19 protein-coding genes are annotated in these 24,540 nt (G+C 67.0%); 14 read left to right on the top strand and 5 right to left on the bottom strand.

Translation table 11 applies throughout. From position 1 onward, the window contains the following. The first annotated feature begins 16 nt into the window (after nucleotides 1–16). Nucleotides 17–766 carry a hypothetical protein gene (locus SMAL_RS16490; RefSeq protein WP_012511979.1) on the top strand — a complete coding sequence of 250 codons (750 nt, stop codon included), beginning with the start codon at nucleotides 17–19 and terminating at the stop codon, nucleotides 764–766. A 147-nt stretch (nucleotides 767–913) separates the two neighbouring features. Here the strand turns inward: SMAL_RS16490 and SMAL_RS16485 are convergent, their stop codons facing one another. The 3 genes from SMAL_RS16485 to SMAL_RS16475 form a co-directional block, all read right to left on the bottom strand. Further along, the gene (locus tag SMAL_RS16485; protein ID WP_012510657.1) at nucleotides 914–1,879 is read right to left on the bottom strand and encodes an IS110-like element ISStma4 family transposase; all 966 of its coding nucleotides are present in this window, start codon (nucleotides 1,877–1,879) and stop codon (nucleotides 914–916) included. A gap of 392 nt (nucleotides 1,880–2,271) precedes the next feature. Further along, complete coding sequence (locus tag SMAL_RS16480) at nucleotides 2,272–2,916, bottom strand: hypothetical protein (RefSeq protein WP_012511978.1); 645 nt, start codon at nucleotides 2,914–2,916, stop codon at nucleotides 2,272–2,274. Nucleotides 2,917–3,211: 295 nt separating this feature from the next. Beyond that, entirely contained in the window at nucleotides 3,212–5,635 is a 2,424-nt protein-coding gene (locus tag SMAL_RS16475; protein ID WP_012511977.1) for a penicillin-binding protein 1A, read from the bottom strand. Nucleotides 5,636–5,854: 219 nt separating this feature from the next. Here SMAL_RS16475 and SMAL_RS16470 point away from each other — a divergent pair, with 219 nt between their 5' ends. The 13 genes from SMAL_RS16470 to tkt all read left to right on the top strand — a co-directional run bounded on the left by SMAL_RS16470 (nucleotide 5,855) and on the right by tkt (nucleotide 21,823). Next, the gene (locus tag SMAL_RS16470; protein ID WP_006388916.1) at nucleotides 5,855–6,913 is read left to right on the top strand and encodes a pilus assembly protein PilM; all 1,059 of its coding nucleotides are present in this window, start codon (nucleotides 5,855–5,857) and stop codon (nucleotides 6,911–6,913) included. Next, a complete protein-coding gene (locus SMAL_RS16465) occupies nucleotides 6,913–7,785 on the top strand; it encodes a PilN domain-containing protein (RefSeq protein ID WP_012511976.1) in 873 nt (290 codons plus the stop codon). Before SMAL_RS16470 ends, SMAL_RS16465 begins: the two co-directional genes overlap by 1 nt. Next, nucleotides 7,782–8,438 (top strand): type IV pilus inner membrane component PilO, encoded by a 657-nt coding sequence (locus SMAL_RS16460; RefSeq protein WP_006388913.1) that lies wholly within the window; start codon nucleotides 7,782–7,784, stop codon nucleotides 8,436–8,438. Before SMAL_RS16465 ends, SMAL_RS16460 begins: the two co-directional genes overlap by 4 nt. A 26-nt stretch (nucleotides 8,439–8,464) precedes the next feature. Continuing rightward, on the top strand, nucleotides 8,465–8,968 hold the full coding sequence (locus SMAL_RS16455; protein WP_050559910.1) for a pilus assembly protein PilP: 504 nt from the start codon (nucleotides 8,465–8,467) through the stop codon (nucleotides 8,966–8,968). A gap of 21 nt (nucleotides 8,969–8,989) precedes the next feature. Continuing rightward, complete coding sequence (locus SMAL_RS16450; protein WP_012511975.1) at nucleotides 8,990–10,963, top strand: type IV pilus secretin PilQ; 1,974 nt, start codon at nucleotides 8,990–8,992, stop codon at nucleotides 10,961–10,963. Nucleotides 10,964–11,153: 190 nt separating this feature from the next. Continuing rightward, on the top strand, nucleotides 11,154–12,179 hold the full coding sequence (locus tag SMAL_RS16445) for an AAA family ATPase (RefSeq protein WP_041864582.1): 1,026 nt from the start codon (nucleotides 11,154–11,156) through the stop codon (nucleotides 12,177–12,179). 8 nt (nucleotides 12,180–12,187) lie between these two features. Continuing rightward, nucleotides 12,188–13,117 carry a DUF58 domain-containing protein gene (locus tag SMAL_RS16440; RefSeq protein ID WP_012511973.1) on the top strand — a complete coding sequence of 310 codons (930 nt, stop codon included), beginning with the start codon at nucleotides 12,188–12,190 and terminating at the stop codon, nucleotides 13,115–13,117. Further along, entirely contained in the window at nucleotides 13,114–13,563 is a 450-nt protein-coding gene (locus tag SMAL_RS16435; protein WP_012511972.1) for a DUF4381 family protein, read from the top strand. The genes SMAL_RS16440 and SMAL_RS16435 overlap by 4 nt, the downstream gene beginning before the upstream one ends. Further along, nucleotides 13,560–14,564 (top strand): vWA domain-containing protein, encoded by a 1,005-nt coding sequence (locus tag SMAL_RS16430; RefSeq protein ID WP_012511971.1) that lies wholly within the window; start codon nucleotides 13,560–13,562, stop codon nucleotides 14,562–14,564. The genes SMAL_RS16435 and SMAL_RS16430 overlap by 4 nt, the downstream gene beginning before the upstream one ends. After that, a complete protein-coding gene (locus SMAL_RS16425; RefSeq protein ID WP_012511970.1) occupies nucleotides 14,561–16,399 on the top strand; it encodes a tetratricopeptide repeat protein in 1,839 nt (612 codons plus the stop codon). The genes SMAL_RS16430 and SMAL_RS16425 overlap by 4 nt, the downstream gene beginning before the upstream one ends. Beyond that, entirely contained in the window at nucleotides 16,396–18,111 is a 1,716-nt protein-coding gene (locus tag SMAL_RS16420) for a BatD family protein (RefSeq protein WP_006388766.1), read from the top strand. The genes SMAL_RS16425 and SMAL_RS16420 overlap by 4 nt, the downstream gene beginning before the upstream one ends. A 57-nt stretch (nucleotides 18,112–18,168) precedes the next feature. After that, the gene (locus SMAL_RS16415) at nucleotides 18,169–19,488 is read left to right on the top strand and encodes a dicarboxylate/amino acid:cation symporter (RefSeq protein ID WP_006388765.1); all 1,320 of its coding nucleotides are present in this window, start codon (nucleotides 18,169–18,171) and stop codon (nucleotides 19,486–19,488) included. A 337-nt stretch (nucleotides 19,489–19,825) separates the two neighbouring features. Next, a complete protein-coding gene (gene tkt, locus SMAL_RS16410; protein WP_012511969.1) occupies nucleotides 19,826–21,823 on the top strand; it encodes a transketolase in 1,998 nt (665 codons plus the stop codon). A gap of 125 nt (nucleotides 21,824–21,948) precedes the next feature. On the opposite strand, the gene SMAL_RS16405 is transcribed toward tkt, so the two are convergent. Together SMAL_RS16405 and SMAL_RS16400 are read right to left on the bottom strand one after the other, a co-directional pair. Then, nucleotides 21,949–23,901, bottom strand: coding sequence for an acetyl-CoA hydrolase/transferase C-terminal domain-containing protein (locus SMAL_RS16405; RefSeq protein ID WP_012511968.1), 1,953 nt, complete (start codon nucleotides 23,899–23,901; stop codon nucleotides 21,949–21,951). A gap of 34 nt (nucleotides 23,902–23,935) precedes the next feature. Further along, nucleotides 23,936–24,493 (bottom strand): flavin reductase family protein, encoded by a 558-nt coding sequence (locus SMAL_RS16400; protein WP_012511967.1) that lies wholly within the window; start codon nucleotides 24,491–24,493, stop codon nucleotides 23,936–23,938. Nucleotides 24,494–24,540 lie beyond the last annotated feature (47 nt).

The following is a 24,540-nucleotide window of genomic DNA, read 5'->3' as shown; positions in this document are numbered from 1 at the left end:
CGCCCAGGAGATGGCGATGTATCGATGGGTAAGCTGGTTCATGAGCTACCGCAGCTTCTACGTGTGGCGTGCCCGGTATCGTTACTACACCCGGCATCTGGATGCCTGGATGCTGGCCAGCACACTGTGCCTCATGGGAGTGGTGGCGCTGCTCTGGTACTACTGGCAGTTCACCAGCGCGCCGCCGCCGCGCATGCATCCGCAGGCGGCTGCGCTGCGGGTGGAGGGCATCACCAACGAGGCCATCCGCCGCATCGTGCTGGTGCGCCATGGCGGTACCACGCCCGGCAAGGCGTTCACTACGCCGGAGGAGATCCGGGCCAGCACGGTACGCACGATGCGGGTGCGGCAGGTGCTGGACGGTGAGGTCGCCTGGCGGTTGAAGGCCAGCCTGCTGACGGATATCGCCGAGTACATCGACGCGACCGATGGATGCGTGCCTTACCGCTGCGAGCGCGTGCAGGAGCGCATCGCGTTCCTGCGCGAGGCGGCGGAGGAGAACGCGGGCGTCAACCGGGCGCTGCAGGCGATTCTGGACGAGCCGATGGATCTGCTGCCCAATCTGGAAGACAACGAGCGCCAGCGGGTGAAGAGTGGCTGGTCGGACTCGTTCGACGACATCTATCACCAGACATGGCTGCTGAACGATCTGCAGAGAATGCATGCCCGGATGATGGCGGAGTACCCACGGCGCGCACCAGTGTCGTGGTTGCCGAAGTGGATGACGGGATCGACGCCGGAGTCTCGAAACGGAATGCCGTTGTAACACCGCAACCGGCCCCCTGTAGAGCCGAGCCCACGCTCGGCTGCTCTTTGGTCAGGCATCCGGATGTCTGAAACACCGTGCGGACCAACGGTCCGCACCCACCAAAGGCGGGGACCGCGCTCCTTGTAGATACCGTGTCGCCCTCGCCTAGGCAAGGGCGACGTCAGGCTCAAAGGGTCGGCCACTTCTCAGTACGCCCCAAATCAGATGGATGAGCTTGCGCATCACTGCACACATGACGACCTTGAAGGGCTTGCCTTTCGCGCTGAGCCGGTCTGCAAAGGACTTCAGTGTGGGGTTGTGGGTCTTCCCGGTCAGCGCCGGCATGTACAGCTTTTTGCGGAAATTGGCGTCGCCGACGCGTGATATCCGGCATTTGCCTTCGTAGTTTCCTGATTGACGCTGGGCCGGATTCAGGCCCGCGTGGGCAACCACCTGGCGCACGTCGCTGTATTTGCTTAGATCCCCCAGCATGGCCAACAGCTGGGCACTGCTGGTGTTGCCTACACCGGGGATGCTGGTAAGCAGTTGATGACGCCGGCGCAGGTCCGGATCGTTATCGATATGGTCCTCAATCGCCTTCTGGACCTGCTTGATCTGCTCTTCCAACGTCCGGATCACATCCTTGATCCCTTGCTGGACCGAGATATCGGCAACGTCCAGGCGGTTGTGCTCCATCTGCAGCATTTCCTGGAGATCATCTCGACGCCGTACCAAGGCGCGCAGCTTCACCTCCGAGGGCGTCGGTGGAACGTAGGGATACAGCTTTTCCGAGCGTTGTGCCTCAAAAAACCGGGCAATCAGCTTGGCGTCGCTGCGGTCAGTCTTGGTCCGCATCCCCTCCGCCTGCCCAAACGCCTTTACTCGGGCGGGATTGGCCACATGAACCACTACCCCCGCTTCCACCAGTGCTTGAGCCAAGGCCTCGTGATAGATGCCTGTAGCCTCCATACCTACCGCCGCGTTCGGCGCATGTTTGGCGCGCCAGGCCAGAAGCTCATCAAAACCCTTTGGCGTATTGGGGAGTTTGGCCTTGGTTCGATACTTGCCGTGAGATAGAGGCAGGGCGATGTCAAAAGTTGCCTTGGCTGCGTCGATGCCGATAAATTGCATGATTTCGCTCCAGCTTGAACTTACGATCGTGATCGGAAGCCGCCAGACTTGCCCTTGTGAGTACAGGCTCTCACCCGATGGCGGGCCTAAGATACCGTTCAAGTTCCATGGCGGTGTCAGGCCGCCGACGCGCTGAATCTACTTTGCAAGCTCGAAGGCTTAAGAGCCGAGGCAGCGTCATCGGAGCCTCCCGGGTCACCGGGGGATTGTGCCTGATCAGGGCACGATCCAAGACACAAGAGCCGAGCCCACGCTCGGCTGCTCTTTGGTCAGGTATCCGAATGTCCGAAACACCGTGCGGACCAACGGTCCGCACCTACAAAGACCGGCACGGCCCCCCACCACGCCCGTCCCACACTGCTGCGCTCGCCGGCCATGGGCCGGCGCTACCGTCACCCGCCGATATACGCGGTGATCTCCGCCTCAGCCAGCACCTGCCGCAACTGCGCCACGGACGCGCGCCGCATCGGCTTCTCATCCACCGGTGACAGCGGTGCCTGACGCAGGGCGTCATACGGCAACACCGCCAGGTCGAAGGTCAGCTCTTCGGCACTGAACACCCACACCGGCACGTCCAGGCAGCGCTCGCGGTCCATGCGCAGGCGACGCGTCCGCGATTCGGCGGGGATGCCGTGTTCGTCCAGGAAGCGGTGCACGGCTTCCGGGTCGTCGCTGTGCAGGTGCAGCTGCACGGGGCTGTTGGCGTCGGCGGTGCCATCCAGCACCGGGCCGGCCAGGCGCGGGGCGAAGCCGTGCAGGAACTCCAGGGCGCGCATCGCGGCTTCGCGGCGGCGCTGCAGTTCGTTGCCGTGCTGCGGCCCGGAGAACAGCCGCTGGTACTCGCGCAGGGCGTCCTCGATCTCGGTATTGCGGGGCAGGGAGGCATCGTCGTGGATGCCGAGCCGGCTGGCGGCCTTCAACTTGGCCTGGTGGTAGTCGCGGATGCCGCCTTCGGCCATCAGGCGGGCGGCTTCGTGGGCGAGGCGGTGGCGCCGCTCGCGGGTCTGGCTGGCAGCATGCTGACGGGCGCGATGCATGCGATGACTCCCTGTTGCGACCTGGCTACAGACTAGCGCACGGATGTGACATCTGCGTGGGTATGGCGGATGCAACCGCTTTGGTGGGTGCCGACCTTGGTCGGCACGGGGCGCCAACCGAGGTTGGCATCTGCCAGGGCGGCATCGGTGCCAACCGAGGTTGGCACCCACCAAGGCTTTGGTAGGTGCCGACCTTGGTCGGCACAGGGCGCCAACCAAGGTTGGCAACTACCGGGGCGGCATCGGCGCCAACCAAGGTTGGCATCTACCAGAGCGGCACCCACCGCACCCTTCCTCAGAAGATATCGAACGCGGCAGCGTCGGCCTGCGGGGTATTGAGGTTCAGGTCGTAGTCGGTCAGGCGGTCCATGTCTTCCACTTTCACCCACTCGGTGGCGCCGTTGAGGGTGGCCTGGACCATGCCGCTGGGCGGCTCGTTCTGCGCGATCGGGGTGTCCTTCAGCGCGGTGCGCATGTAGTCGATCCAGATCGGCAGGGCGGCCTTGCCACCGTATTCGCGGTAACCCAGCGAGCGGAAATCGTCGCGGCCCACCCACACGGTGGTCACGTACGGGCCGCCGAAGCCGGAGAACCAGGCGTCGCGGTGGTCGTTGGTGGAGCCGGTCTTGCCGCCCACGTCCTCGCGGCCGAGCACCTTGGCCTGGGCACCGGTACCGCGCTGGACCACGTCGCGCATCATCGACACCAGCTGGTAGGCGGTGCGGGCGTCGATCGCGCGCGGGGCGGTGCGGGCATCGGGGTTGACCGGCGCGGCCGGGGTTTCGGTCTTGGCTTCGGCCTTGGCCGCAGCAGCCGGGTCCACCTTCGGGGCCGGAGCGCCGAAGTTGAAGCCGTCCACCACCTGGTTGACCGGCTGGCCGCTGCTGCCGGCACAGTCGCGGCAGGCCATCGCCGGGTTTTCCTTGAACACCAGGTTGCCGTCGCGGTCGTTCACCTGGTCGATCAGCCAGGTGTCCACGCGCGAGCCGCCGTTGGCGAACACGGCGTAGCCGCGGGCCACCGACAACGGGGTTAGCGAGGCGGTACCCAGCGACATCGACAGGTTCGGCGGCAGTTCCGATTCGGCGAAACCAAACTCGCTGATGTACTTGCGCGCGTAGTCCACGCCCATGCCATCGAGCAGGCGCACCGAGACCAGGTTGCGCGACTGCACCAGCGCCTCACGCAGGCGCATCGGGCCGCGGAAGCCGCCACCGTCGTTCTGCGGGGCCCAGGTCTTGCCGCGGCGGTCGCGGAACACGACCGGGGCGTCGAGCACGATCGAGGCCGGGTTGTAACCCTTGTCGAAGGCGGCGGCGTAGACGAACGGCTTGAAGCTCGACCCCGGCTGTCGACGGGCCTGGGTGGCGCGGTTGAACTTGTTGCCCGAGAAGCTGAAGCCACCGACCAGTGCCTTCAGCGCGCCGCTGTGGGCATCCAGCGAAACCAGGGCGGACTGGCCGCGCGGCAGCTGGTCCAGCAGCCACTCACCTTCCTTGGCGCCGGTGCGCACGCGCACGATGTCGCCGCGCTGCACCAGCTTGCCCGGGGTCTTGTTGGTCCACTTGGCGGCGCCGGCCGGCAGCACGATCTCGCTGCGGTTGGCCAGCACCACGGTGGCGCTGCCATCGGCGCCGGTGCTGGCAACGATGGCCGGCAGCAGGCCGGCCTGGCCGAACATGCCGCGCAGGTGCTCGGCCAGAGCGGCGGCGTCTTCGCCGGCCCCCACCTGCACCTGCTTCTCCACGCCGTGCCAGCCGTGGCGGTGGTCGTACAGCAGCAGGCCGTCGCGCACCGACTGGTTGGCGGCGGTCTGCAGGGTCGCATCGATGGTGGTGGTGACGTGGTAACCCTTGTTGACCACATCGCCGCCGAAGCGGGCGATCATTTCCTGGCGCACCAGCTCGGCCACGTACGGGGCATCGACCTGCACCGGCGGCTCGTGCGCGGTGGCGTGCATCGGCACGGCCTTGGCCGCATCGGCCTCGGCCTGGCTGACGAACTTCAGGTCGGCCATGCGCTGCAGCACGTAGTTGTCGCGACGCTGGCGGGCACGTTCCGGGTTGGAGATCGGGTTGCCCGAAGACGGGAACTTGGGGATGCCGGCCAGCGAGGCCATTTCATCCAGGTCCAGCTCGTTCAGTTTCTTGCCGTAGTAGAACTCGGCGGCGGCGGCCACGCCGTAGGCACGGTTGCCGAAGAAACTCTTGTTCAGGTACAGCTCGAAGATCTCGTCCTTGCTCAGCTCGGACTCGATCTTCCGCGCCAGCAGGATCTCGGCCAGCTTGCGGGTGTAGCTGTACTCGGAACTGAGGAAGAACTGGCGGGCGACCTGCTGGGTGATGGTGGAGCCACCGGGCACGCGCTTGTCGCTGGTGGTGGCCAGCAGCCATACGGCACGGCCGATACCCATGTAGTCGACGCCGCCATGCTCGTAGAAGCGGGCATCCTCGGTGGCCAGGAACGCCTGCTTCAGGCGCTCGGGCACATCCTTCATGGTGATCGGGGTGCGCCGGGTCTCGCCGAACACCGCCATCAGCTTGCCGTCGGCAGCGTAGACGTACATCGGCTCCTGCATTTCCACGTCGCGCAGGGTCTGCACGTCGGGAAGCTTGGAGGAAACGGCATAGTACAGACCGCCTACGGCGGCCGCGCCGATCAGCGCCAGGACCAGGACAATCAGGAAGATCCAGCGCAGCCAGCGGCGGAGTCGAGTCATCGGGTTCAGATTCCGATTGCGAATTTCGTGGTCGCAGAGTATAGATTACGCAAGGTGGCGGCTGGGGTCGTCGCCGGGGAGCGCAAAGGGAACAGTCAGGGGCTGCATGGTGAATCCGTGAGGGACTTCACAGCAGGGCCGTTGCCATTTGCTAAGAATACGTTATTAATGCTCGGGCGCAGGTCTTGCGTCCAAGTGCCCGTCGGCAGGGGAGAAACCGTGGGGCTCATCCCAAAAAGTCAGTCGCCGCTTGTAGGCGTCGACATCAGTTCGACTGCGGTAAAGCTTTTGCAGCTGTCCCGCAGTGGCAATCGTTTTCGTGTGGAACATTACGCTGTGGAACCTCTTCCGCCGAATGCGGTGGTGGAGAAGAACATCGTGGAAGTGGAGGCCGTGGGTGAGGCCATCCGCCGCGCGATGAACCGCTCGGGGAGCAAGGCCAAGCTGGCCGCTGCCGCCGTCGCTGGGTCGGCGGTGATCACCAAGGTGATCCCAATGCCGGCCGAGCTCGACGAGAACGACATGGAAGCCCAGATCGAGCTGGAAGCGGTCAACTACATTCCGTACCCGATCGAGGAAGTGAACCTGGACTTCGAGGTGATCGGGGCGATCCCGAACAACCCGGAGATGGTCCAGGTGCTGCTGGCCGCGTCGCGTTCGGAAAACGTGGAACTGCGCCAGTCCGCGCTGGAACTGGGTGGCCTGCAGGCCAAGGTGATGGACGTGGAGGCCTTCGCGGTCGAGAACGCCTATGCCCTGGTCGCCAGCGAGCTGCCGGTGTCCATCGAGGGCGTGGTCGCGCTGGTCGACATCGGCGCCACCATGACCACCCTCAATGTCCTGCGCGGTGGCCGCAGCCTGTACAGCCGCGAACAGGTGTTCGGTGGCAAGCAGCTGACCGACGAGATCATGCGCCGCTACGGCCTGAGCTACGAGGAAGCGGGCCTGGCCAAGCGCCAGGGCGGGCTGCCGGAAAGCTACGAGATGGAAGTGCTGGAGCCGTTCAAGGAAGCCACGGTCCAGCAGATCAGCCGCCTGCTGCAGTTCTTCTATGCGGGCAGTGAATTCAACCGCGTCGATCACATTGTGCTGGCCGGTGGCTGCGCCGTGCTCGGTGGCCTGCCGGAAATGGTCGAAGAGCAGCTGGGCGTGCCGACCGTGATCGCCAACCCGCTGGCACAGATGACCCTGGGCCCGAAGGTGAACGCACATGCGCTGGCCCAGGATGCCCCCGCGCTGATGATCGCCACCGGTCTGGCGCTGAGGAGCTTCGACTGATGGCGCGCATCAATCTATTGCCCTGGCGCGCCGAGCGGCGCAAGCAACGCCAGCGTGAGTTCTACGCAATGCTGGGCATGGCCGCGATCGGTGGCCTGCTGCTGTCGCTGGTGATCTGGTTCTACTACGACCGCCAGGTGAGCGGCCAGATGGACCGCAACGCCTATCTGGAAGCCGAGATCGAGAAGGTCAAGGAACAGAACAAGGAGATCGACCGCCTCGACGCCCAGAAGGAACGCCTGCTGGCCCGCAAGAAGGTGATCGAGGAACTGCAGGCCAAGCGCTCGCAGATGGTCCACCTGTTCGATGCGCTGGTGCGCACCATTCCTGACGGCGTGGTACTGACCGCGCTGAAGCAGGAAGGCGATGTACTGACCCTGGAAGGCCGTACCCAGTCCAATGCCCGTGTTTCGGCCTACATGCGCAACCTGGATACCTCCGGCTGGATGACCAACCCGGAGCTGTCGATCATCGAGGCGCGTGATCCGGAGAAGGACAAGGACGGCAAGGCGGGTCCGGTTGCGGACATGAAGGCGCTGCCGTACGTGTTCGTGGTCAAGGTGAAGCTGCCGGCACAGAGTGAAGAGGTGGCGGCGACGCCGGGCCTGAACGCAGACGGCACGGTTGCGCCGGCAGCGCCGGCACCCGTGGCTCCGCTTGCCGCGGGTCCGGATGCTGCCACGCCGGCGGCACCGGCCGCAGGCCAGCCAGCGGCGGCTCCGGCGGCTCCGGCGGCACCTGCAGCAGTACCGGCCAATCCACCGGCCGCGCCGAACCAGCCGGCTGCCAAGCCCGCCCCGAAGCCTGAGGGCAGCCGCCTGGCGCAGCCGCCGCAGGCCTTCCATGCCCCGCTGCAGGGGGACCGCGCATGAGCCAGAAGATCGATCTGAAGAACCTTGATTTCAACGACATCGGCAACTGGCCGCAGAAGGCCAAGATCGTCTTCTGCTCGCTGCTGGCGCTGGTGATCATGTTCGTGGCGTGGATGCTGCTGATCAGCGGCAAGCGCGAGGAACTGGCCGGCCTGGAATCGAAGGAAGTCGAGCTGCGCACCGAGTTCACCAAGCAGCAGGAACGCGCGGTGAACCTGGCGCCGCTGAAGCAGCAGCTGGCACAGATGGAACAGGTGCTGCAGCAGATGCTGCGGCAGCTGCCCAGCAAGACCGAAATGCCCGATCTGATCATCGACATCTCGCAGACGGCGCTGTCCAGCGGCCTGACCAACGAGCTGTTCGAGCCGGAGCAGGAGCAGGTGAAGGAGTTCTACGCCGAGAAGCCGATCAAGCTGCGCATGGTGGGCAGTTACCACCAGTTCGGCGCGTTCGTCAGTGGCGTCGCCTCGCTGCCGCGGGTGGTGATCCTGACCATGCACGACATCAACCTCAAGCCCAAGGACAAGACCGGCGGCAACGTCCGCAGTGGTGCGCTGGAACTGTCCGGCACGGTCAAGACCTATCGCTACCTGGACGAGACCGAGGTGCAGGAACAGCAGAAGGCTGAAGCCGGCAAGGAGGACAAGAAGTGATCCGTTCCTTCTTCGCACGTTGTGGAATGGCTGCTGCAGTGCTGTTGCTGGCTGCGTGCGGCCGTGGCGTGACCAGCACGCCCGGCGATGCACCGAACCTGGAAAAGTGGGTGGAGGGTGAGCGTGCACGACCGGCGCAGCCACTGGAGCCGCTGCCGGTGATGCAGCAGTTCGAGACCTTCGAATACTCCGCGCAGGGCATGCGTGATCCGTTCACCGATGCCTGGACCAATCCGCAGGGGAGCGGTGGGTTGCGGCCGGATCCGAACCGGCGCAAGGAGCCGCTGGAAGGCTTCCCGCTGGACGCACTGGACATGGTCGGCACCATCGGCACCGGCGCAGGCACTGTCGCGCTGGTGATGGGACCGGACAAGGTGACCTACCGGGTGCGCCCGGGCGGTTACCTGGGGCAGAGCGACGGACGGGCCACGGCGGTCTTCGAGGACCGCGTGGAGCTGATCGAACTGGTGCCGGATGGCGCGGGTGGCTGGCTGGAACGGCCGGCAACGCTCTCGCTTGAAGATCAATGATCGTTTACTGGGGATAGCACGATGACCTTTCACCAAGCCAAGGGGCTGCGTCCCGTCCGGCGCTCTACCTTGAACCGTGTCAGCGCGCTGGGAGTCGCGCTGATGCTGGCCTGCGCTCCGGCGCTGGCTGCCGCACCGGCGGAAAAGCCGGTGGGCACCACCGTGGCAGCGGCTGCAGCACCGGCCGGCCTGTCGGTGGCCAAGATCGATTTCAAGCGGGGCGATGATGGCGCCGGGCGCCTGATCGTCCAGTTCGACGGCCAGGGCGCGATCCCGGACCTGCGTACGCAGGGCAACAGCGTGGTCGTGGACGTCGGCAATGCCCGTCTGCCGGCCAACCTGCAGAAGCCGATGAATGTCGTCGACTTCGCCACGCCGGTGCAGCGCATCGACGCCAAGCCGTCCGGTGCCGGTACCCAGCTGGTGCTGAGCACCGGCGGTGCGGTCGAATCGCTCGCCTACCAGAGCGGCAACGAGTACGTGGTCGAGATCAGCCCGCGGCAGGCCCCGGCCGCTGTAGGCGCGGTCACCGCCGGCAGCGTCACCCAGGCAGCCAAGGCGTTGCCGCAGCGCGGCTTCACCGGCAAGCCGGTGACCTTCAACTTCCAGGACGTGCCGGTGCGCACCGTGCTGCAGTTGATTGCCGAAGAGTCCAATCTCAACGTGGTGGCATCCGACTCGGTGCAGGGCAACGTGACCCTGCGCCTGGTGAATGTGCCGTGGGACCAGGCGCTGGACATCGTGCTGCGCGCCAAGGGCCTGGACAAGCGTCGCGACGGCAGCGTGATCTGGGTCGCTCCGCAGGCCGAACTGGCCAAGTTCGAGCAGGAGAAGGAAGACGCGCGCATCGCCATCGAGAACCGCGAGGACCTGGTCACCGATTACGTCCAGATCAACTACCACAGCGCCACCCAGATCTTCAAAGCACTGACTGAAGCCAAGGGCATCGGTGGCGGTGGCGGTGGTGGCGCTGGCGGCGGCGGTGGTGGCTCATCCTCGCAGGAGGACAGTGGCTTCCTGTCCGGTCGCGGCCGCATCGTGGCCGACGAGCGCACCAACACGCTGATGATCAGCGACATTCCGAAGAAGATCGCGCGCATGCGCGAGCTGATCAACGTGATCGACCGCCCGGTCGACCAGGTGCTGATCGAAAGCCGTATCGTCATTGCGACCGACACCTTCGCCCGCGAGCTGGGTGCGAAGTTCGGCATCAGTGGCAGCCGTGACAACGTCTACTTCAGTGGCAATCTGGAAGCCAATCGCCTGACCCGCGAATCGCAGGTCAAGACGGCGCAGGACAATGCCAAGGCCGAGCGTGACTGGATTGCCGGCGGCCGCGTCGGTCCGCCGCCGGTGGCGACGGGCTCGACCATCACCCGCGGCCTGAACTGGAGCCTGCCGGTTGCTACGGCCAGCAATCCGGGTTCGCTGGCCCTGTCGATCCTCAACGCCGGCTACCTGCTGGATGTGGAGCTTTCGGCCATGCAGGAAGAGTCGCGTGGCGAAGTGATCTCCAACCCGCGTGTGGTCACCACCAACCAGCGCGAGGCAACGATCAAGCAGGGCAAGGAAATCGGCTATGTCACCATCAGTGGTGGCGGCACCGGTGGCGTTGCAACGCCGAACGTGCAGTTCAAGGAAGTGGTGCTGGAACTGAAGGTCACGCCGACCATCACCAACGACAACCGCGTGTTCCTCAACATGCAGGTGAAGAAGGACGAAGTGGACCAGCTCATCCAGCTGGACGGTTACGGCACCGTGCCGTCGATCAACCGCCGCGAAGTCAACACCGCGGTGCTGGTCGAGGACGGCCAGACCGTGGTCATCGGTGGCGTGTACGAGTTCACCGACCGCAGCAGCATCAGCAAGGTGCCGTTCCTGGGCGACGTGCCGTTCCTCGGCAACCTGTTCAAGAAGCGTGGCCGCAACAAGGACAAGGCCGAACTGCTGGTGTTCGTGACCCCGAAGGTGCTGCGCGTGGCCAAGCAGAACTGAGCCATCGCACCCCGCAACACGAAGAGGGCCGCCCTGTGCGGCCCTTCTTCGTTTGGGCCCCCTTCCACGCCTACGGCCCGGTAGATCCAGGTCATGCGTGGATGCTGTTCAGCCGTTCTTGATGCCAATCGCAGGGCACCCTGCGATGATGTCGGGAACCCGTGCCGTCCTGCGCCGGTCAAAGGCCCCCATGAACCTGCCACCGCCGATGCCCGAAACCGTTTCGCCGCCGCCCGCGCCGGCTACCTCCCGCCTGCATGCCGCTTTCAGCCAGCTGCGCGACGCATTGTCGGCCGAGATCGTGGGCCAGGCCGCGCTGGTCGAACGCCTGCTGATCGCCCTGCTGGCCGACGGCCACCTGCTGGTGGAAGGTGCCCCCGGCCTGGCCAAGACCACCGCCATCCGCGCGCTGGCCGCGCGCCTGGAAGCCGACTTCGCACGCGTGCAGTTCACCCCGGACCTGTTGCCGGCCGACCTGACCGGCACCGAGATCTGGCGCCCGCAGGAAGGCCGCTTCGAATTCGTGCCCGGCCCGATTTTCCACCCGATCCTGCTGGCCGACGAAATCAACCGCGCCCCGGCAAAGGTGCAGTCAGCGCTGCTGGAAGCGATGGGCGAGCGCCAGGTCACCGTGGGCCGCCACACCTACGCGTTGCCGCCACTGTTCCTGGTGATGGCCACGCAGAACCCGATCGAGCAGGAAGGCACCTTCCCGCTGCCGGAAGCACAGCTGGATCGCTTCCTGATGCACGTGCGCATTGGTTACCCGGACCAGGCGGCCGAATCGGAAATCCTGCGCCTGGCCCGCGAGCGCGCCCGTGGTGCGTTGGGCGAGTCGGCACCGGTACCGGAAAAGATGCCGATGCAGGATGTGTTCGATGCCCGCCGCGAAGTGCTGGACCTGCACATGGCGCCGGCGCTGGAGCGCTACCTGATCGAGCTGGTGCTGGCCTCGCGTGACCCGTCGCGCTATGACGCCGGCCTCGGCCGCCGCATCGCCTGGGGCGCCAGCCCGCGCGGCTCGATCGCGCTGGAGCGTTGTGCGCGCGCACGCGCCTGGCTGGCGGATCGCGACTTCGTCACCCCCGATGACGTGCGCGCGGTCGCTGCCGACGTGCTGCGCCATCGCGTGCTGCCCAGCTACGAAGCCACCGCCGAGGGTTGGGACGGCGAGCGCCTGGTGCAGGAACTGCTGGCCCGGGTGCCGGCACCCTGAGCCTGCGCATGACCGATCGATCCCTGGAACACGTACCCAGCGTCAGTGACGGTGACGGGCTGCGCCCACAGCTGGCCGAACTGGTGGCACTGCGGCGGCTGGCGCAGCGTCCGCCACCGCCGCGCCGTGGCCGTGCCGGCAATGCCGGGCAGGCGCCGTCGCCGCTGCGTGGGCGCGGCATGGAATATGCCGAGTCGCGCGAGTACGTGGCCGGCGACGATGCACGCCATATCGACTGGCGGGTGACCGCACGGACCGGTCGTGCCCATACCAAGTTGTTCCAGGCCGAGCGCGAGCGGGTCAGCCTGATCGTGGCCGATACTTCACCGTCGCTGTACTTCGGCACCCGCGTGCGCTTCAAGTCGGTGCAGGCCGCACGCGCCGGCGCCGTCGCCGCGTGGTCGGCGCAGCGCCGTGGCGATCGCATCGGCGCCTTGCGTGGCAGCGACCGTGAACCACCGATTGCCCCCGCAGGCGGTCCGCGCGGCGTGCTGCGCGTGCTCGACGCACTGACCCGCTGGTATGCGCAGCCGCCTGCCGATGATCTGGGCCTGGAGCGCGCGCTGGACCACGCCGGCCGCGTGCTGCGCCCGGGTGCGCGCATGCTGGTGCTGGCCGATCCGCAGCAGGCCATCCGCATTCCGCCGGCACGCTGGAGCGCGCTGGCCCAGCATCACGACCTCAGCCTGGTGCTGCTGGTCGATCCGCTGGAACTGCAGCCGCCGTCGGCCGCGCTGCAGTTCCAGACCCTGCAGCAGCTCATTGGCCTCGACCTGCGCCGCAGCGAGGTGCAGGCCCATTGGCAGGCGCATTTCGTTGAACCGCTGCAGGAGCTGCGGCGTCAGCTCGGTGCGCGCCGTGTCGACGTGCAGGTGCTGTCCACCGACGCGCCCAGCGATGCCTGGCTGGCACCGTCGCCGACCGAGGTGCCGGCATGAGCGCCAACCTGCCGCTGCGTGATGTGCAGCTGCCGCCGCCACCATCCTGGTGGCCGCCGGCACCGGGCTACCTGATGATCGGTGGCGTGTTGCTGCTGGTGCTGCTGGTGGTGGCTGTGCTGTGGTGGCGCCGCCGCCGTCGTCACCAGCGCTGGTTGCAGCTGTTCGACCAGGAGTTGGCTGCCAGCCACGACGCCGTTGCGGAACTGGCGGCCATTGCGGGACTGCTGCGTCGTGCCGCCCGCCATGCGCGTCCGGGCAGCGAGTCGCTGCGCGATGAGGCCTGGTGGCAGCGCGTGGATCCGCAGGGCACATTGCCGGAAGCACGCCGTAGCCTGTTGGCCGAAGGTGCCTATCGCCCACGCGTGGACGTCAACGAGGTGGCCGCAGTACGCCGCTGGGCGCGCGAGCGCTACCTGGCGCTGCTGCTGGAGCGCCGCCGATGAACGTGCTGGCGAGTTACTGGCCGTGGCCGGACCTGCAGCTGGCATGGCCGCTGGCCCTGCTGGCGCTGCCGCTGCCGTTGTTGATGCATTGGTGGAAACGCCGTGCCGATCCGGGCGCTGCGCTGCGCGTGCCGTATGCGGCCACCGAACTGGAAGCGCTGGCCGGTGGCGGCCGCGTCGATGTGTCGTGGCTGCGCACGCTGCTGCTGTGGCTGGGCTGGTGCGCGCTGTGCGTGGCGCTGGCGCGTCCGCAGCAATTGGGTGAGGCGATCACGCCGCCGCAGGAAGGCCGGCAGATGATGCTGGCGATGGACGTGTCCGGCAGCATGGGCGAGGGCGACATGGTGCTGGGCGGGCAGGCGGTTGATCGCCTCACCGCAGCCAAGGCCGTGCTGGCCGATTTTCTTGATCGTCGTGCCGGGGATCGCATCGGCCTGCTGGTGTTCGGTGACCGTGCTTACACGCTGACGCCACTGACCGCCGACCTGGCCAGCGTGCGCGATCAGCTGCGCGACAGCGTGGTCGGCCTGGCCGGCCGCGAGACGGCCATTGGCGATGCCATCGGCCTGGCGGTGAAGCGGCTGCGCAGCCAACCCGAGGGCCAGCGCGTGCTGATCCTGCTGACCGATGGCGTGAGCAATGCCGGCGTGCTGGAACCGTTGCGTGCGGCCGAGGTGGCGCGCGCCGAAGGCGTACGCATCCACACCGTGGCCTTTGGCGGTGACGGCAGCATGCGCCTGTTTGGTATTCCGATCTCTGCCGACCAGGATCCGGTCGACGAAGCGACGTTGAAGAAGATCGCCACCATGACCGGCGGCCAGTTCTTCCGCGCACGTGACACCGCACAGCTGGCCGGCATCTATGCCGAGCTGGACCGGCTGGAGCCGATCGCGGCGAAGGGTCCGAGCCTGCGCCCGCGCGAGGAACGCTACGCATGGGCGCTGGGCCTGGCCTTGTTGCTGGGCGCATTGGCCTGGCTGTGGCCGGAGCGTCGCCGATGATCGCGTTGGTTTCGAATCTTCCCGACTGGAACGCGCTGCACTTCCTGCGCCCGGAATGGCTGTGGGCGTTGCTGGCGCTGCCGCTGATCATCGCGGTGGCGTTGTACCGGCAGCGGCGCAGCGATGTGTGGCGGCAGGCGGTGGATGCGCACCTGCTGCCGCATCTGCTGGCGGCTGGCACGCGCCGTCGTGCGCGCCTGCCGTGGGCGCTGCTGCTGGGCTGGACGCTGGCATCGCTGGCGATGGCCGGGCCAAGCTGGCGCCAGCAGGCGCAACCGATGTTCCAGGCCAGCGCACCGTTGCTGGTGGTGCTGGACCTGTCCAGCCGGATCACCGCCACCGACCTGCCGCCCTCGCGCCTGCTGCAGGTGCGTGCAAAGGTAGGTGAGCTGTTGCGCGCGCGTCAGGGCGGACAGGTCGGTCTGGTGGTGTACGCCGACGATGCCTACACCGTCGCGCCGCTGACCGATGACGGCAGCAATGTCGCGCTGTATCTGGATGCGCTGTCACCTGAAGTGATGCCGCGCGACGGCCAGCGCGCCGACCGTGGCATCGACTGGGCGACCCGGCTGATGCGGCAGATCGGTGCATTGCGCGGGCAGATCCTGCTGGTGACCGACCAGGCCGACGGCGAAGCCGGACTGGCCGCAGCTCAGGCACGCAGCCTGGGCCTGCAGGTGTCGGTGCTGGGGCTGGGTACGCCAGCCGGTGCGGCCTATCGCGATGGCAGCGGGCAGATCCGCCAGGCCGCACTGGATGAAGCCAGCCTGCGCGCGGTGGTCACGGCCGGCGGCGGACGCTATGCGCGCATTGCCGCCGATGACAGCGATCTGCGTGCGTTGGGCGTGCTCGATGTGCGTGAGGGCACGACGGCGGAGCGACCGGGCGAGGGCAGGCAATGGCGCGATGAAGGTTTCTGGCTGCTGCCGCCCCTGATGCTGCTGGCGCTGTTGGCGTTCCGTCGCCGCGCATTGCTGGCTGCCGTACTGGCAGTGGGCCTGCTGCCATGGATGGGCGAGGTGCAGGCGCAGGCGCCGTCGGCCGCTGCGCCGCAGCCGGTGCAGGGCACACTGTGGAAGCGCAGCGACCAGCTGCAGCATCAGCGCCTGGCCGACGGCGTGCAGGCATACCGCAATGGCGACTTCGCCAGTGCGCGCAAGCAGTTCGAGGGCATCGACAACGATGCCGGTTGGTACAACCTGGCCAACGCACTGGCACGCCAGGGCAACTACGACGAAGCCATTGCTGCCTACGATCGCGCATTGGCGCTGCATCCGGGCATGGCCGACGCGGTGGCCAACCGTGCGGTGGTCGATGCCGCGCGCAAGCGCAAGTCATCCGGTGGCCAGGGCCAGGATCAGCAGAAGCCGCCGCAGAACGGGCAGCAGAAACAACCGCAGAATGGTCAGGGCCAGCAGAATCCGCAGGGCCAGCAGCCGCAGCAGGGCAGGAAGGATTCCGGCCAGGGCCAGCCGCAGTCTGGCCAGCAGGGCCAGCCCAAGCCGGGCGACGACAAAACGCAGTCGAACCCGCAGCCCGGCGAGCGTGGCCGCGACGGCCAGCAGGCACCACCACAGGTGGAAGACGCCAAGGCGCAGGCGCAGGCCGATGAACAGCAGCGCCAGCGCATGCAGCAGGCGATGCAGCAGGCGCGCGAGGATCAGGCCGACAAGGACGGCAAGCCGGTACCAGGCAGCGATGGCGCCACGCCACGCCAGCGCGAGGAGCAGCAGGCGGTGGAGGCGTGGATGCGGCGTGTGCCGGATGATCCGGGCGCGTTGCTGCGGGCCAAGTTCCAGCTGGAAAACGAACGCAGGAAGAGGGAAGGGCGATGACGCGGGCGACGAACATGCATGGGCGCTGGCCGCTGCAGGTACTGGCGGCACTACTGCTGTGGCTGCCGCTGCTGGCGTGGGCGCAGCCGCGCGCCTGGCTCGACCGCGACCGTGTTGCGATGGGCGATACGGTCACCCTCAACGTCGAGAGTGACCAGGGCGCACCCGACTTCAACCCGTTGCGTACCGACTTCGACCTCAGTGGGCAGACCAGCAGCCGCCAGGTGGAGTGGAGCAACGGCGCCATGCAGCAGCGCAATCTGTACGGTGTGGCGCTGACGCCGCGTCGCAGTGGTGCGCTGGTCATTCCCGGCCTGCAGGTGGGCAGCACGCGGACCGCGCCGCTGACCCTGCAGGTGGACGCCGCCACCGTCGCCGGTCCGGACAGCAACGCGATGGCCTTCATCGAAACCGTTGTCGATGATCAGACGCCGTACGTGCAGCAGAGCGTAGGCGTGGTGGTGCGGCTGTACTTCGCCTCGCAGCTGGCGTCCGGCGAACTGGTGCTGGATACACCGGCCGGCGCGTCGTTGCAGCGGGTGGGCGACGACCGCACCGACGTGCGCCAGGTCAATGGCCGCCGTTACAACGTGGTCGAGCGCCGCTTCCTGCTGATCCCCGAGCGCAGCGGTGCACTGCGGCTGGCCGGTGCACGCTTCAACGGTCGTAGTGCCGGTGGGTTCTTCGATGATTTCTTTGGCGGCGGCGATGGCCGCATGAATGCCACCGGCGCCGACCGCACCCTGCAGGTGCAGGCACAGCCGGCGCAGGCACCGCAGCCGTGGCTGCCGCTGCAGAGCCTGCAACTGCGCTACACCAGCGCGCCGACCAGTGCGCGCAGCGGGGAAGCCGCCAACATCGTGGTCGAGGCGATTGCCGAAGGCGCGACCCGCGCGCAGTTCACCGATCTGCCGGTGCCCGAGGTCGGCAGCAATGCGCAGGTGTTTGCCGAGCCGGCACAGTACGAGGAGACCTTCAACGGCAGCACGCCGCGGCTGAAGATCACCCGCCGCTATTCGATCGTGCCGCGCCAGCCCGGTTCGCTGGTGGTGCCGGGGCCGCAGCTGCCATGGTGGGATGTTCGCAGCGGCAAGGCACAGGAAGCGCGCCTGCCAGACCTGACGCTGGCCGTTGCAGCGGGCAACGGCGCAAGCAACGCGCCGCCGGCACCCTTGCCGCCGATCGACACCGATGCGGCGCTGCCGGGTGCCGATGGCCAGGACAGCCGTATCGCGGCGACCGATCCGCGCGCCAGTGGCCTGTCCGAACGGCCATGGCCGTGGATGGGAGCGGCCATCGGCCTGGCGTTGCTGTGGCTGCTGACCCTGCTGTGGGGTTGGCAACGTGGCCGTCGCCCGCGTGCGGCGGCGCCGGTGGCGGGTCGCTCGGCTGTGCCGGTTGTGGCGAGCGGGCGTGCCGGTCTGGCCGAACTGCGCCGTGTGCTGGATGGCGAAGGTTTTGAGCAGGTCGAAGCGCAGCTGTGTGCGATGGCCGGTGTCGAACGTATCGAGCAGGTCATCGACCGCCTGGCTGACCCCGGACAGCGACAAGTGCTGCAGGACCTGCAGCAGGCGCGCTGGGGTGGGCAGGGCGACTTGGCGTCGCTGCGTGCGCGCCTGCGCGAGGCCTTCCGTGACGGACCGCACTGGTCGGCGGCTGCGGGCACCGCTGACACTGGTCTGGCGCCGCTGTATCCGCCACGGCGAACCTGAACCGGCGCCGCTTGCGCGCTTTGTTAGAGTGCATTCATTTTTCGAGGAAACCCGCGTATGACAGCAGCTGCTGCCGACAAGAAGAAGTTGCCCCTGCATTGGAAGATGGGCATCGGCTTCGCGATCGGCCTGGTCCTGGGACTGATCGTGCACGCCCTGGGTGGCAGCGTCGATGGTCTGCAGGCCGGTGCCAAGTGGGTAATGGACTACATCACCACCCCGGCTTCGGGCCTGTTCCTCAACCTGATCTTCATGCTGATCGTGCCGCTGATCTTCTCGGCGCTGATCATGGGCGTGTCGGAGATGGGCGATATCCGCGCCCTCGGTCGCATCGGCTGGAAGACCCTGGCCTATACCGTGCTGCTGTCCGGCATCGCCGTCGGCATCGGCCTGGTGCTGGTCAATCTGCTCAAGCCGGGCGTGGGCGTCGACCCGCAGGTCGCGGCGATGATGCTGTCGGAGAACGCCGAGCGCAGCAAGGAGATCGTTGCTGGCATCCATGGCACGCCGAAGGGCATGGACATGCTGCTGTCGATCGTGCCGAGCAACGTGCTGCAGGCCGCGTCTGACAACGGCGCGATCCTGTCGCTGATGTTCTTCGCGCTGATGTTCGGCATCGGCATGGTGCTGACCGACAACGAGAAGGTCGCCCCGCTGCGCCGCGCCATCGAAGGCGTGTTCGAAATCTCGATGACCCTGATCAACCTGGTCATCCGCCTGGCGCCGTACGCGGTGGCCTGCTTCATGTTCAACCTGGCCGCACTGTTCGGCTTCGAGCTGATCATCCGCCTGGGCGCCTACGTGGGCGTGGTGGTGCTGGCACTGGGCCTGCACATGGTGGTGACCTACGGTACGGCCGTGTGGCTGTCCGGCCGTTCGCCGCTGTCGTTCTTCCGCGATACCCAGGAGGCGACAGTGATGGCGTTCTCCACCGCGTCCAGTAATGCCACCCTGCCGACCGCGCTGCGCGTGGCCGACCAGATGGGCCTGCCGCAGCGGGTTTCGCGCTTCGTGCTGACCGTGGGTGCCACCGCCAACCAGAACGGCACCGCGTTGTTCGAGGGCGTGACGGTGATCTTCCTGGCCCAGTTCTTCGGCGTGGATCTGAGCATCGGCCAGCAGATCATGGTGATGGCGGTCTGCATCCTCGGTGGCATCGGTACCGCCGGCGTACCGTCCGGCTCGCTGCCGGTGGTGGCGATGATCTGCGCGATGGTGGGCGTGAACCCGCTGGGCATCGGCCTGATCCTGGGCGTGAACCACTTCCTGGACATGTGCCGTACCGCGCTGAACGTCACCGGTGACCTGGCCCTGACCACCCTGGTGGCCAAGGGTGAGGGCCACGACGGCCCGGCGCTGACCCCGCACAAGGACTGAGATCGGATTCCCGTCCCCCGGACTCCGGGGGCGGTAGTGCCGGCCGCTGGCCGGGTACGCGTCATCGCATGCGCGCTGCCGCTCCCACGTTTCGCGATGCGAATCGCGGGCCCCCCTTACCGGCCTCCACACCCCGGCGCCTATGGCGCAGCCCCCGAACTCCGGGGGCGGGTAGTGCCGGCCGCTGGCCGGCAACTTCATGATCTTCATTGAATTCTGCGCAACTGCCGGCCAGCGGCCGGCACTACCGGGCAAGGTGAACTGACCCCCCGCCCGGCGACTATGGGACAATAGGCCGCCCGCACGTCCGCGGCCGCCTCCCGATTCCGACAGAACCATGACGCAGCCTACCCGTCGCCAGTTGGCCAACGCCATCCGCTTCCTTGCCGCCGATGCGGTTGAAACCGCAAAGTCCGGCCACCCCGGCATGCCCATGGGCATGGCCGACATCGCCGAAGTCCTCTGGAACGACTATCTCCGCCATAACCCGAGCAATCCGCACTGGTTCAACCGCGACCGTTTCGTGCTGTCCAACGGCCACGGTTCGATGCTGCAGTACGCGCTGCTGCACCTGAGCGGTTACGACCTGCCGATCGAGCAGCTCAAGCTGTTCCGCCAGCTGGGCAGCCACACCGCCGGTCACCCGGAACGCCACGAGACCCCGGGCGTGGAAACCACCACCGGCCCGCTGGGCCAGGGTTTCGCCAATGCCGTGGGCTTCGCCCTGGCCGAGAAGCTGCTGGCACAGCGCTTCAACCGCCCGGAGCTGGAAGTGGTCGACCACCGTACCTGGGTGTTCATGGGCGATGGCTGCCTGATGGAAGGCGTGTCGCATGAAGCCGCTTCGCTGGCCGGCACCTGGGGCCTGCACAAGCTGGTCTGCTTCTGGGACAACAACCACATCTCCATCGACGGCAACGTCGAGGGTTGGTTCACCGACAACACCCCGGAGCGTTTCGAGGCCTATGGCTGGAACGTGGTCCGCGATGTCGATGGCCACGACCCGGAAAGCATCAAGGCCGGCATCGAGGCCGCGCTGTCGCAGAGCGACAAGCCGACCCTGATCTGCTGCCGCACCACCATTGGTTTTGGTTCGCCGAACAAGGCGGGCAAGGAATCCAGCCACGGCGCACCGCTGGGCAAGGACGAGCTGGAAGCCACCCGCAAGAAGCTGGGCTGGGAATACGGCCCGTTCGAGATCCCGCAGGCGATCTACGACGGCTGGCGCGCCAATGGTGCCGGCACCCTGCGCCAGGCCGAATGGGAACAGCAGTTCGACAAGTACGCCGCGCAGTACCCGGCCGAAGCGGCCGAACTGACCCGCCGTTCGCACGGCGACCTGCCGGCCGACTTCGTTGCCAAGGCCGATGCGTACATCGCCCAGGTGGCCGCTGAAGGCCCGACGATCGCCTCGCGCAAGGCCTCGCAGCTGGCCATCGAAGCCTACGCGCCGCTGCTGCCGGAAATCGTCGGTGGCTCGGCTGATCTGGCGCACTCCAACCTGACCCTGTGGAAGGGCAGCAAGTCGGTCGCCAGCGACGACGCCAACGCCAACTACGTGTACTACGGCGTGCGCGAGTTCGGCATGACCGCCATCGCCAACGGCCTGGCCCTGCACGGTGGTTTCATTCCGTTCGACGCCACCTTCCTGGTGTTCAGCGACTACGCCCGCAACGGCGTGCGCATGAGCGCGCTGATCCCGGCACACGCCATCCACGTTTACACCCACGACTCGATCGGCCTGGGCGAAGACGGCCCGACCCACCAGCCGGTGGAGCACCTGGCTTCGCTGCGTTACATCCCGAACAACGACGTGTGGCGTCCGTGCGATGCGGTCGAGTCGGCGGTGAGCTGGAAGGCTGCGATCACCCGTCAGGATGGTCCGAGCTGCCTGGTGTTCAGCCGCCAGAACCTGCCGCACCAGCCGCGCGACGCCGAGCAGATCGCCCAGATCGAGCGCGGTGGTTACGTGCTGGCCGATGCTGCTGGTACCCCGGACGTTATCCTGATCGCCACCGGTTCGGAAGTTTCGCTGGCGACTGAAGCCAAGGCCCAGCTGGACGCGGCTGGCCTCAAGACCCGCGTGGTCTCGATGCCGTCCACCGACGTGTTCCTGCGCCAGGATGCGGCCTACCGTGAATCGGTGCTGCCGAACGCCGTGCGCAAGCGCGTGGCCGTGGAAGCCGGCGTCACCGGTTTCTGGCGCCAGTTCGTTGGCCTGGACGGTGCAGTGATCGGCATCGACACCTTCGGCGCTTCGGCCCCCGCCGACCAGCTGTACAAGCACTTCGGCATCACCACCGCCCACGTGGTGGAAGCCGCCAAGGCGCTGTAAGCAGCCCGGCAGTGAGATGAAGGAAAGGCCGGCGCAAGCCGGCCTTTCTCTATTGGGTAGCGCCGGGCCATGCCCGGCGGATCAGATGCTCGCCGGGCATGGCCCGGCGCTACCGGAAACTTTTCTCAGGCGGTACGCGCCAGCGCCAGGCGCAGCAGTCGCGCGTCCAGGCGTTCGGCGAAATCCTTCGGTGCCTGCAGGCCCATGCGCTGCAGGTACACCGCATCGCCATCACCGGCCGGTTGCCGCAGCGCCGCCCAGACCGTGCGCAGCTTGTCGCCACGGGTCTGCGTGTTGGCCTTCAGCCAGCCCAGCGCCTTCACCAGCACCTGCTCGATCTCGTTGAAGTCGCTGCCCAGCGGATAGTCCGGCAGCGTGCCATCGGCGCGGAACGCTGCCAGCGCCGCCGTCAATGCCTGCGGTGTGTTGCGTTGCTGGCGCTCGGGATCCGGTTGCTTGGCGGCCAGCAGCTTGCGCGAAGTGTGTGCCTGCTGCAGCAGGCCGCCCTGGAACGGGGCCTCGGTGATTGCGGTCATCGCATGCACGCAGTCCTCGTCGGTCAAGCCGCGCAGATCGGCGATGCCGTATTCGTTGAGGTAGATGTCGCGTAGATGGCGCGGGATGGTGGTGTGTCCGTAGTTCCAGCGCACGTTGGATTCCCGCTGGCCCTTGTCATCGCGCGCGGCGCGGAACATCAGCACGCTGCGCGCTTCCGGCAGCGCATGTGCCATCGCCACGAAGTTGTACTGGCCGCCCACGCCGGACACCACACGGCCATCGTCCAGCGCATCCGACACCGCCGCACCCAGCGCGGTGGCCATCATGCAGGAGTTGAAGAAGCGCGCGTGCCGGCGCTGCAGGCGTTCCAGTGTCTCGTTGCCACCGTACAGCTGGTTGATCTCGCTGATACGGCGCATGCCGATCGCGCGGCACTCGTCTTCCGGCAGCGTGCGCAACCATTCGTAGAACTCCGGCGAACCCAGGTAGAACGCACCGTGCAGGTACTCACCTTCGGCGGCCAGGGTGGCGTGGTCGATGGACAGGGTGCTGCCGTTTTCGATGCGTTGCATCAGCGCCAGGTCGTCGTGCACCTTGCGCTTGATCACGCCGGTCTGCACCAGGCGGCGGAAGCCCTCGTTGAGCATTTCGCTGCAGCCGTACAGGCCGACTTCGAACGGTTCCAGTCCGCCGATTTCCTGCACCAGCGGGTGGCTGGCCAGCTGCGGATCCAGCGCATGCAGCACGCGGCGGTAGCGCGCGTTGTCGGTGTGGCGAAGCACCAGCGCATGGCTGAGCGCGTCGGCCAGCGTGCCGATGCCGATCTGCAGGGTGCCGCCGTCGCGCACCAGCGTGCTGGCATACAGGCCAATGGCGTAGTCGGCATCACCGACCGGCTGCCGCGGCAGGCCGAACAGCGCCGGGTACGGCGGCGGTGGGGTGATCACCAGATCGAAGAACGACACATCGACCGTGGCCGAGCCACCCAGGTAGGGTAGCTGCGGATCAATCTCGGCGACCAGCAGCGGCCGCGGCAGGCCGCGCGCGGCGATCGCATCCAGCGTGTCCTGGGTAATGTCGTTGTTGCACGACAGCGAGAGCCGGCGGTCATCCGGCCGCATCGCCACTTTCTGCACGATCACCTGCGGCGCGCGCTGCGCCACCGCGTCTGCGGCGTGGGTGTAGTTCAGGCTGGTATAGCTGGACTGCGCCTGCCGCGAACCGAGCAGGGCGCCGGACTGCATGTAGAACTCTTCCACCTGCACATGTGCCGGCAACGCGTCGCGCGCGATCGCATCGGCATAGGCCAGGCGCGGGAAATCGTCGCCGAAATGGCGCTGCGCGAACGGTGCCATGAAGCGCGCTTCCAGGCCATTGCCGCGTGCCTTCGGCGGGTTCAGCGAGAGCGCGGTATACAGCTGCAGCGGCCGCGACGGATCGTGCTCGACGCGTGCGTAAAGGGCATTGAGCAGCCGATGCGGCTTGCCCAGTGCCAGCGGTGCCCCGATCCGCAGCGGCCCGTCCACGCGCGCAAACAACCAGTCGACGGCGGCGTCCAGGTCGGTGAGGTGTTCGGTCATGCGCGGTGGTCCTGCGAGTGGGGGAGTGCTGGCATTACAGCATGTCGGGCTTGAACCGCCGTCGACGCGAGACTTCGGCGCCAGACACCATGAACTGCCCATCGCCCCGGTAATGCACCGTGCGCGGCAGCTTTGGGCGTGGTGCAACATGGGCGCGCACGATTTCCCAGATGAACAGGTTGCTCGATTCCACTTGGCTGTCGTCGTAGAGGCGGCATTCGAAGCACGAATGACATTGCCCGACCAGAGGTGCACCGACCTCGCACGCGGGCTGTGCATCGAGCCCGAAGTGGGCGAACTTGTCGACCTCGCGGCCGCTGCAGTTGCCGATGTCCACCACGGTATCGAGCAGCTCCACGCCGGGCACGTTGATCACGCACTCGCCGCTGCCATGGGCCAGCGCGTGGCTGTGGTTCGCGTCCCACAGGTAGGTGGCGACCAGCGAGGGCGAAAAGCCCATCACCATGTGCCAGCCCATCGTCATCAGGTTGCGCTGGCCACGCCAGGCGGTGCTGAGCAGCACGATCGGGCCGGGTTCGAGGAAGCGGCGCGCCTGCTCGACCGGGAAATCCTTCTTGGGCAGCGCTTTCATCCGGGGCCTGGGGCGGGAGGTATCGATGCTGGCGCAGGTGCGATGAA

Source organism: Stenotrophomonas maltophilia R551-3, assembly GCF_000020665.1.
GTDB classification, from domain to species: Bacteria; Pseudomonadota; Gammaproteobacteria; order Xanthomonadales; family Xanthomonadaceae; genus Stenotrophomonas; species Stenotrophomonas maltophilia_L.
The sequence above is the reverse complement of the archived record's forward strand: the minus strand, read 5'-3'. Positions and strand labels throughout refer to the sequence as shown.

What these genes read in the sequence shown, in the direction of transcription:
- SMAL_RS16475 (WP_012511977.1), bottom strand. Translation starts at nt 5,635, where the DNA reads ATGACTCGACTCCGCCGCTGGCTGCGCTGGATCTTCCTGATTGTCCTG.
- SMAL_RS16485 (WP_012510657.1), bottom strand. Translation starts at nt 1,879, where the DNA reads ATGCAATTTATCGGCATCGACGCAGCCAAGGCAACTTTTGACATCGCC.
- SMAL_RS16400 (WP_012511967.1), bottom strand. Translation starts at nt 24,493, where the DNA reads ATGAAAGCGCTGCCCAAGAAGGATTTCCCGGTCGAGCAGGCGCGCCGC.
- tkt (WP_012511969.1), top strand. Translation starts at nt 19,826, where the DNA reads ATGACGCAGCCTACCCGTCGCCAGTTGGCCAACGCCATCCGCTTCCTT.
- SMAL_RS16435 (WP_012511972.1), top strand. Translation starts at nt 13,114, where the DNA reads ATGAGCGCCAACCTGCCGCTGCGTGATGTGCAGCTGCCGCCGCCACCA.
- SMAL_RS16425 (WP_012511970.1), top strand. Translation starts at nt 14,561, where the DNA reads ATGATCGCGTTGGTTTCGAATCTTCCCGACTGGAACGCGCTGCACTTC.
- SMAL_RS16450 (WP_012511975.1), top strand. Translation starts at nt 8,990, where the DNA reads ATGACCTTTCACCAAGCCAAGGGGCTGCGTCCCGTCCGGCGCTCTACC.
- SMAL_RS16445 (WP_041864582.1), top strand. Translation starts at nt 11,154, where the DNA reads ATGAACCTGCCACCGCCGATGCCCGAAACCGTTTCGCCGCCGCCCGCG.
- SMAL_RS16415 (WP_006388765.1), top strand. Translation starts at nt 18,169, where the DNA reads ATGACAGCAGCTGCTGCCGACAAGAAGAAGTTGCCCCTGCATTGGAAG.
- SMAL_RS16430 (WP_012511971.1), top strand. Translation starts at nt 13,560, where the DNA reads ATGAACGTGCTGGCGAGTTACTGGCCGTGGCCGGACCTGCAGCTGGCA.
- SMAL_RS16460 (WP_006388913.1), top strand. Translation starts at nt 7,782, where the DNA reads ATGAGCCAGAAGATCGATCTGAAGAACCTTGATTTCAACGACATCGGC.
- SMAL_RS16440 (WP_012511973.1), top strand. Translation starts at nt 12,188, where the DNA reads ATGACCGATCGATCCCTGGAACACGTACCCAGCGTCAGTGACGGTGAC.
- SMAL_RS16490 (WP_012511979.1), top strand. Translation starts at nt 17, where the DNA reads ATGTATCGATGGGTAAGCTGGTTCATGAGCTACCGCAGCTTCTACGTG.
- SMAL_RS16480 (WP_012511978.1), bottom strand. Translation starts at nt 2,916, where the DNA reads ATGCATCGCGCCCGTCAGCATGCTGCCAGCCAGACCCGCGAGCGGCGC.
- SMAL_RS16455 (WP_050559910.1), top strand. Translation starts at nt 8,465, where the DNA reads ATGGCTGCTGCAGTGCTGTTGCTGGCTGCGTGCGGCCGTGGCGTGACC.
- SMAL_RS16420 (WP_006388766.1), top strand. Translation starts at nt 16,396, where the DNA reads ATGACGCGGGCGACGAACATGCATGGGCGCTGGCCGCTGCAGGTACTG.
- SMAL_RS16465 (WP_012511976.1), top strand. Translation starts at nt 6,913, where the DNA reads ATGGCGCGCATCAATCTATTGCCCTGGCGCGCCGAGCGGCGCAAGCAA.
- SMAL_RS16405 (WP_012511968.1), bottom strand. Translation starts at nt 23,901, where the DNA reads ATGACCGAACACCTCACCGACCTGGACGCCGCCGTCGACTGGTTGTTT.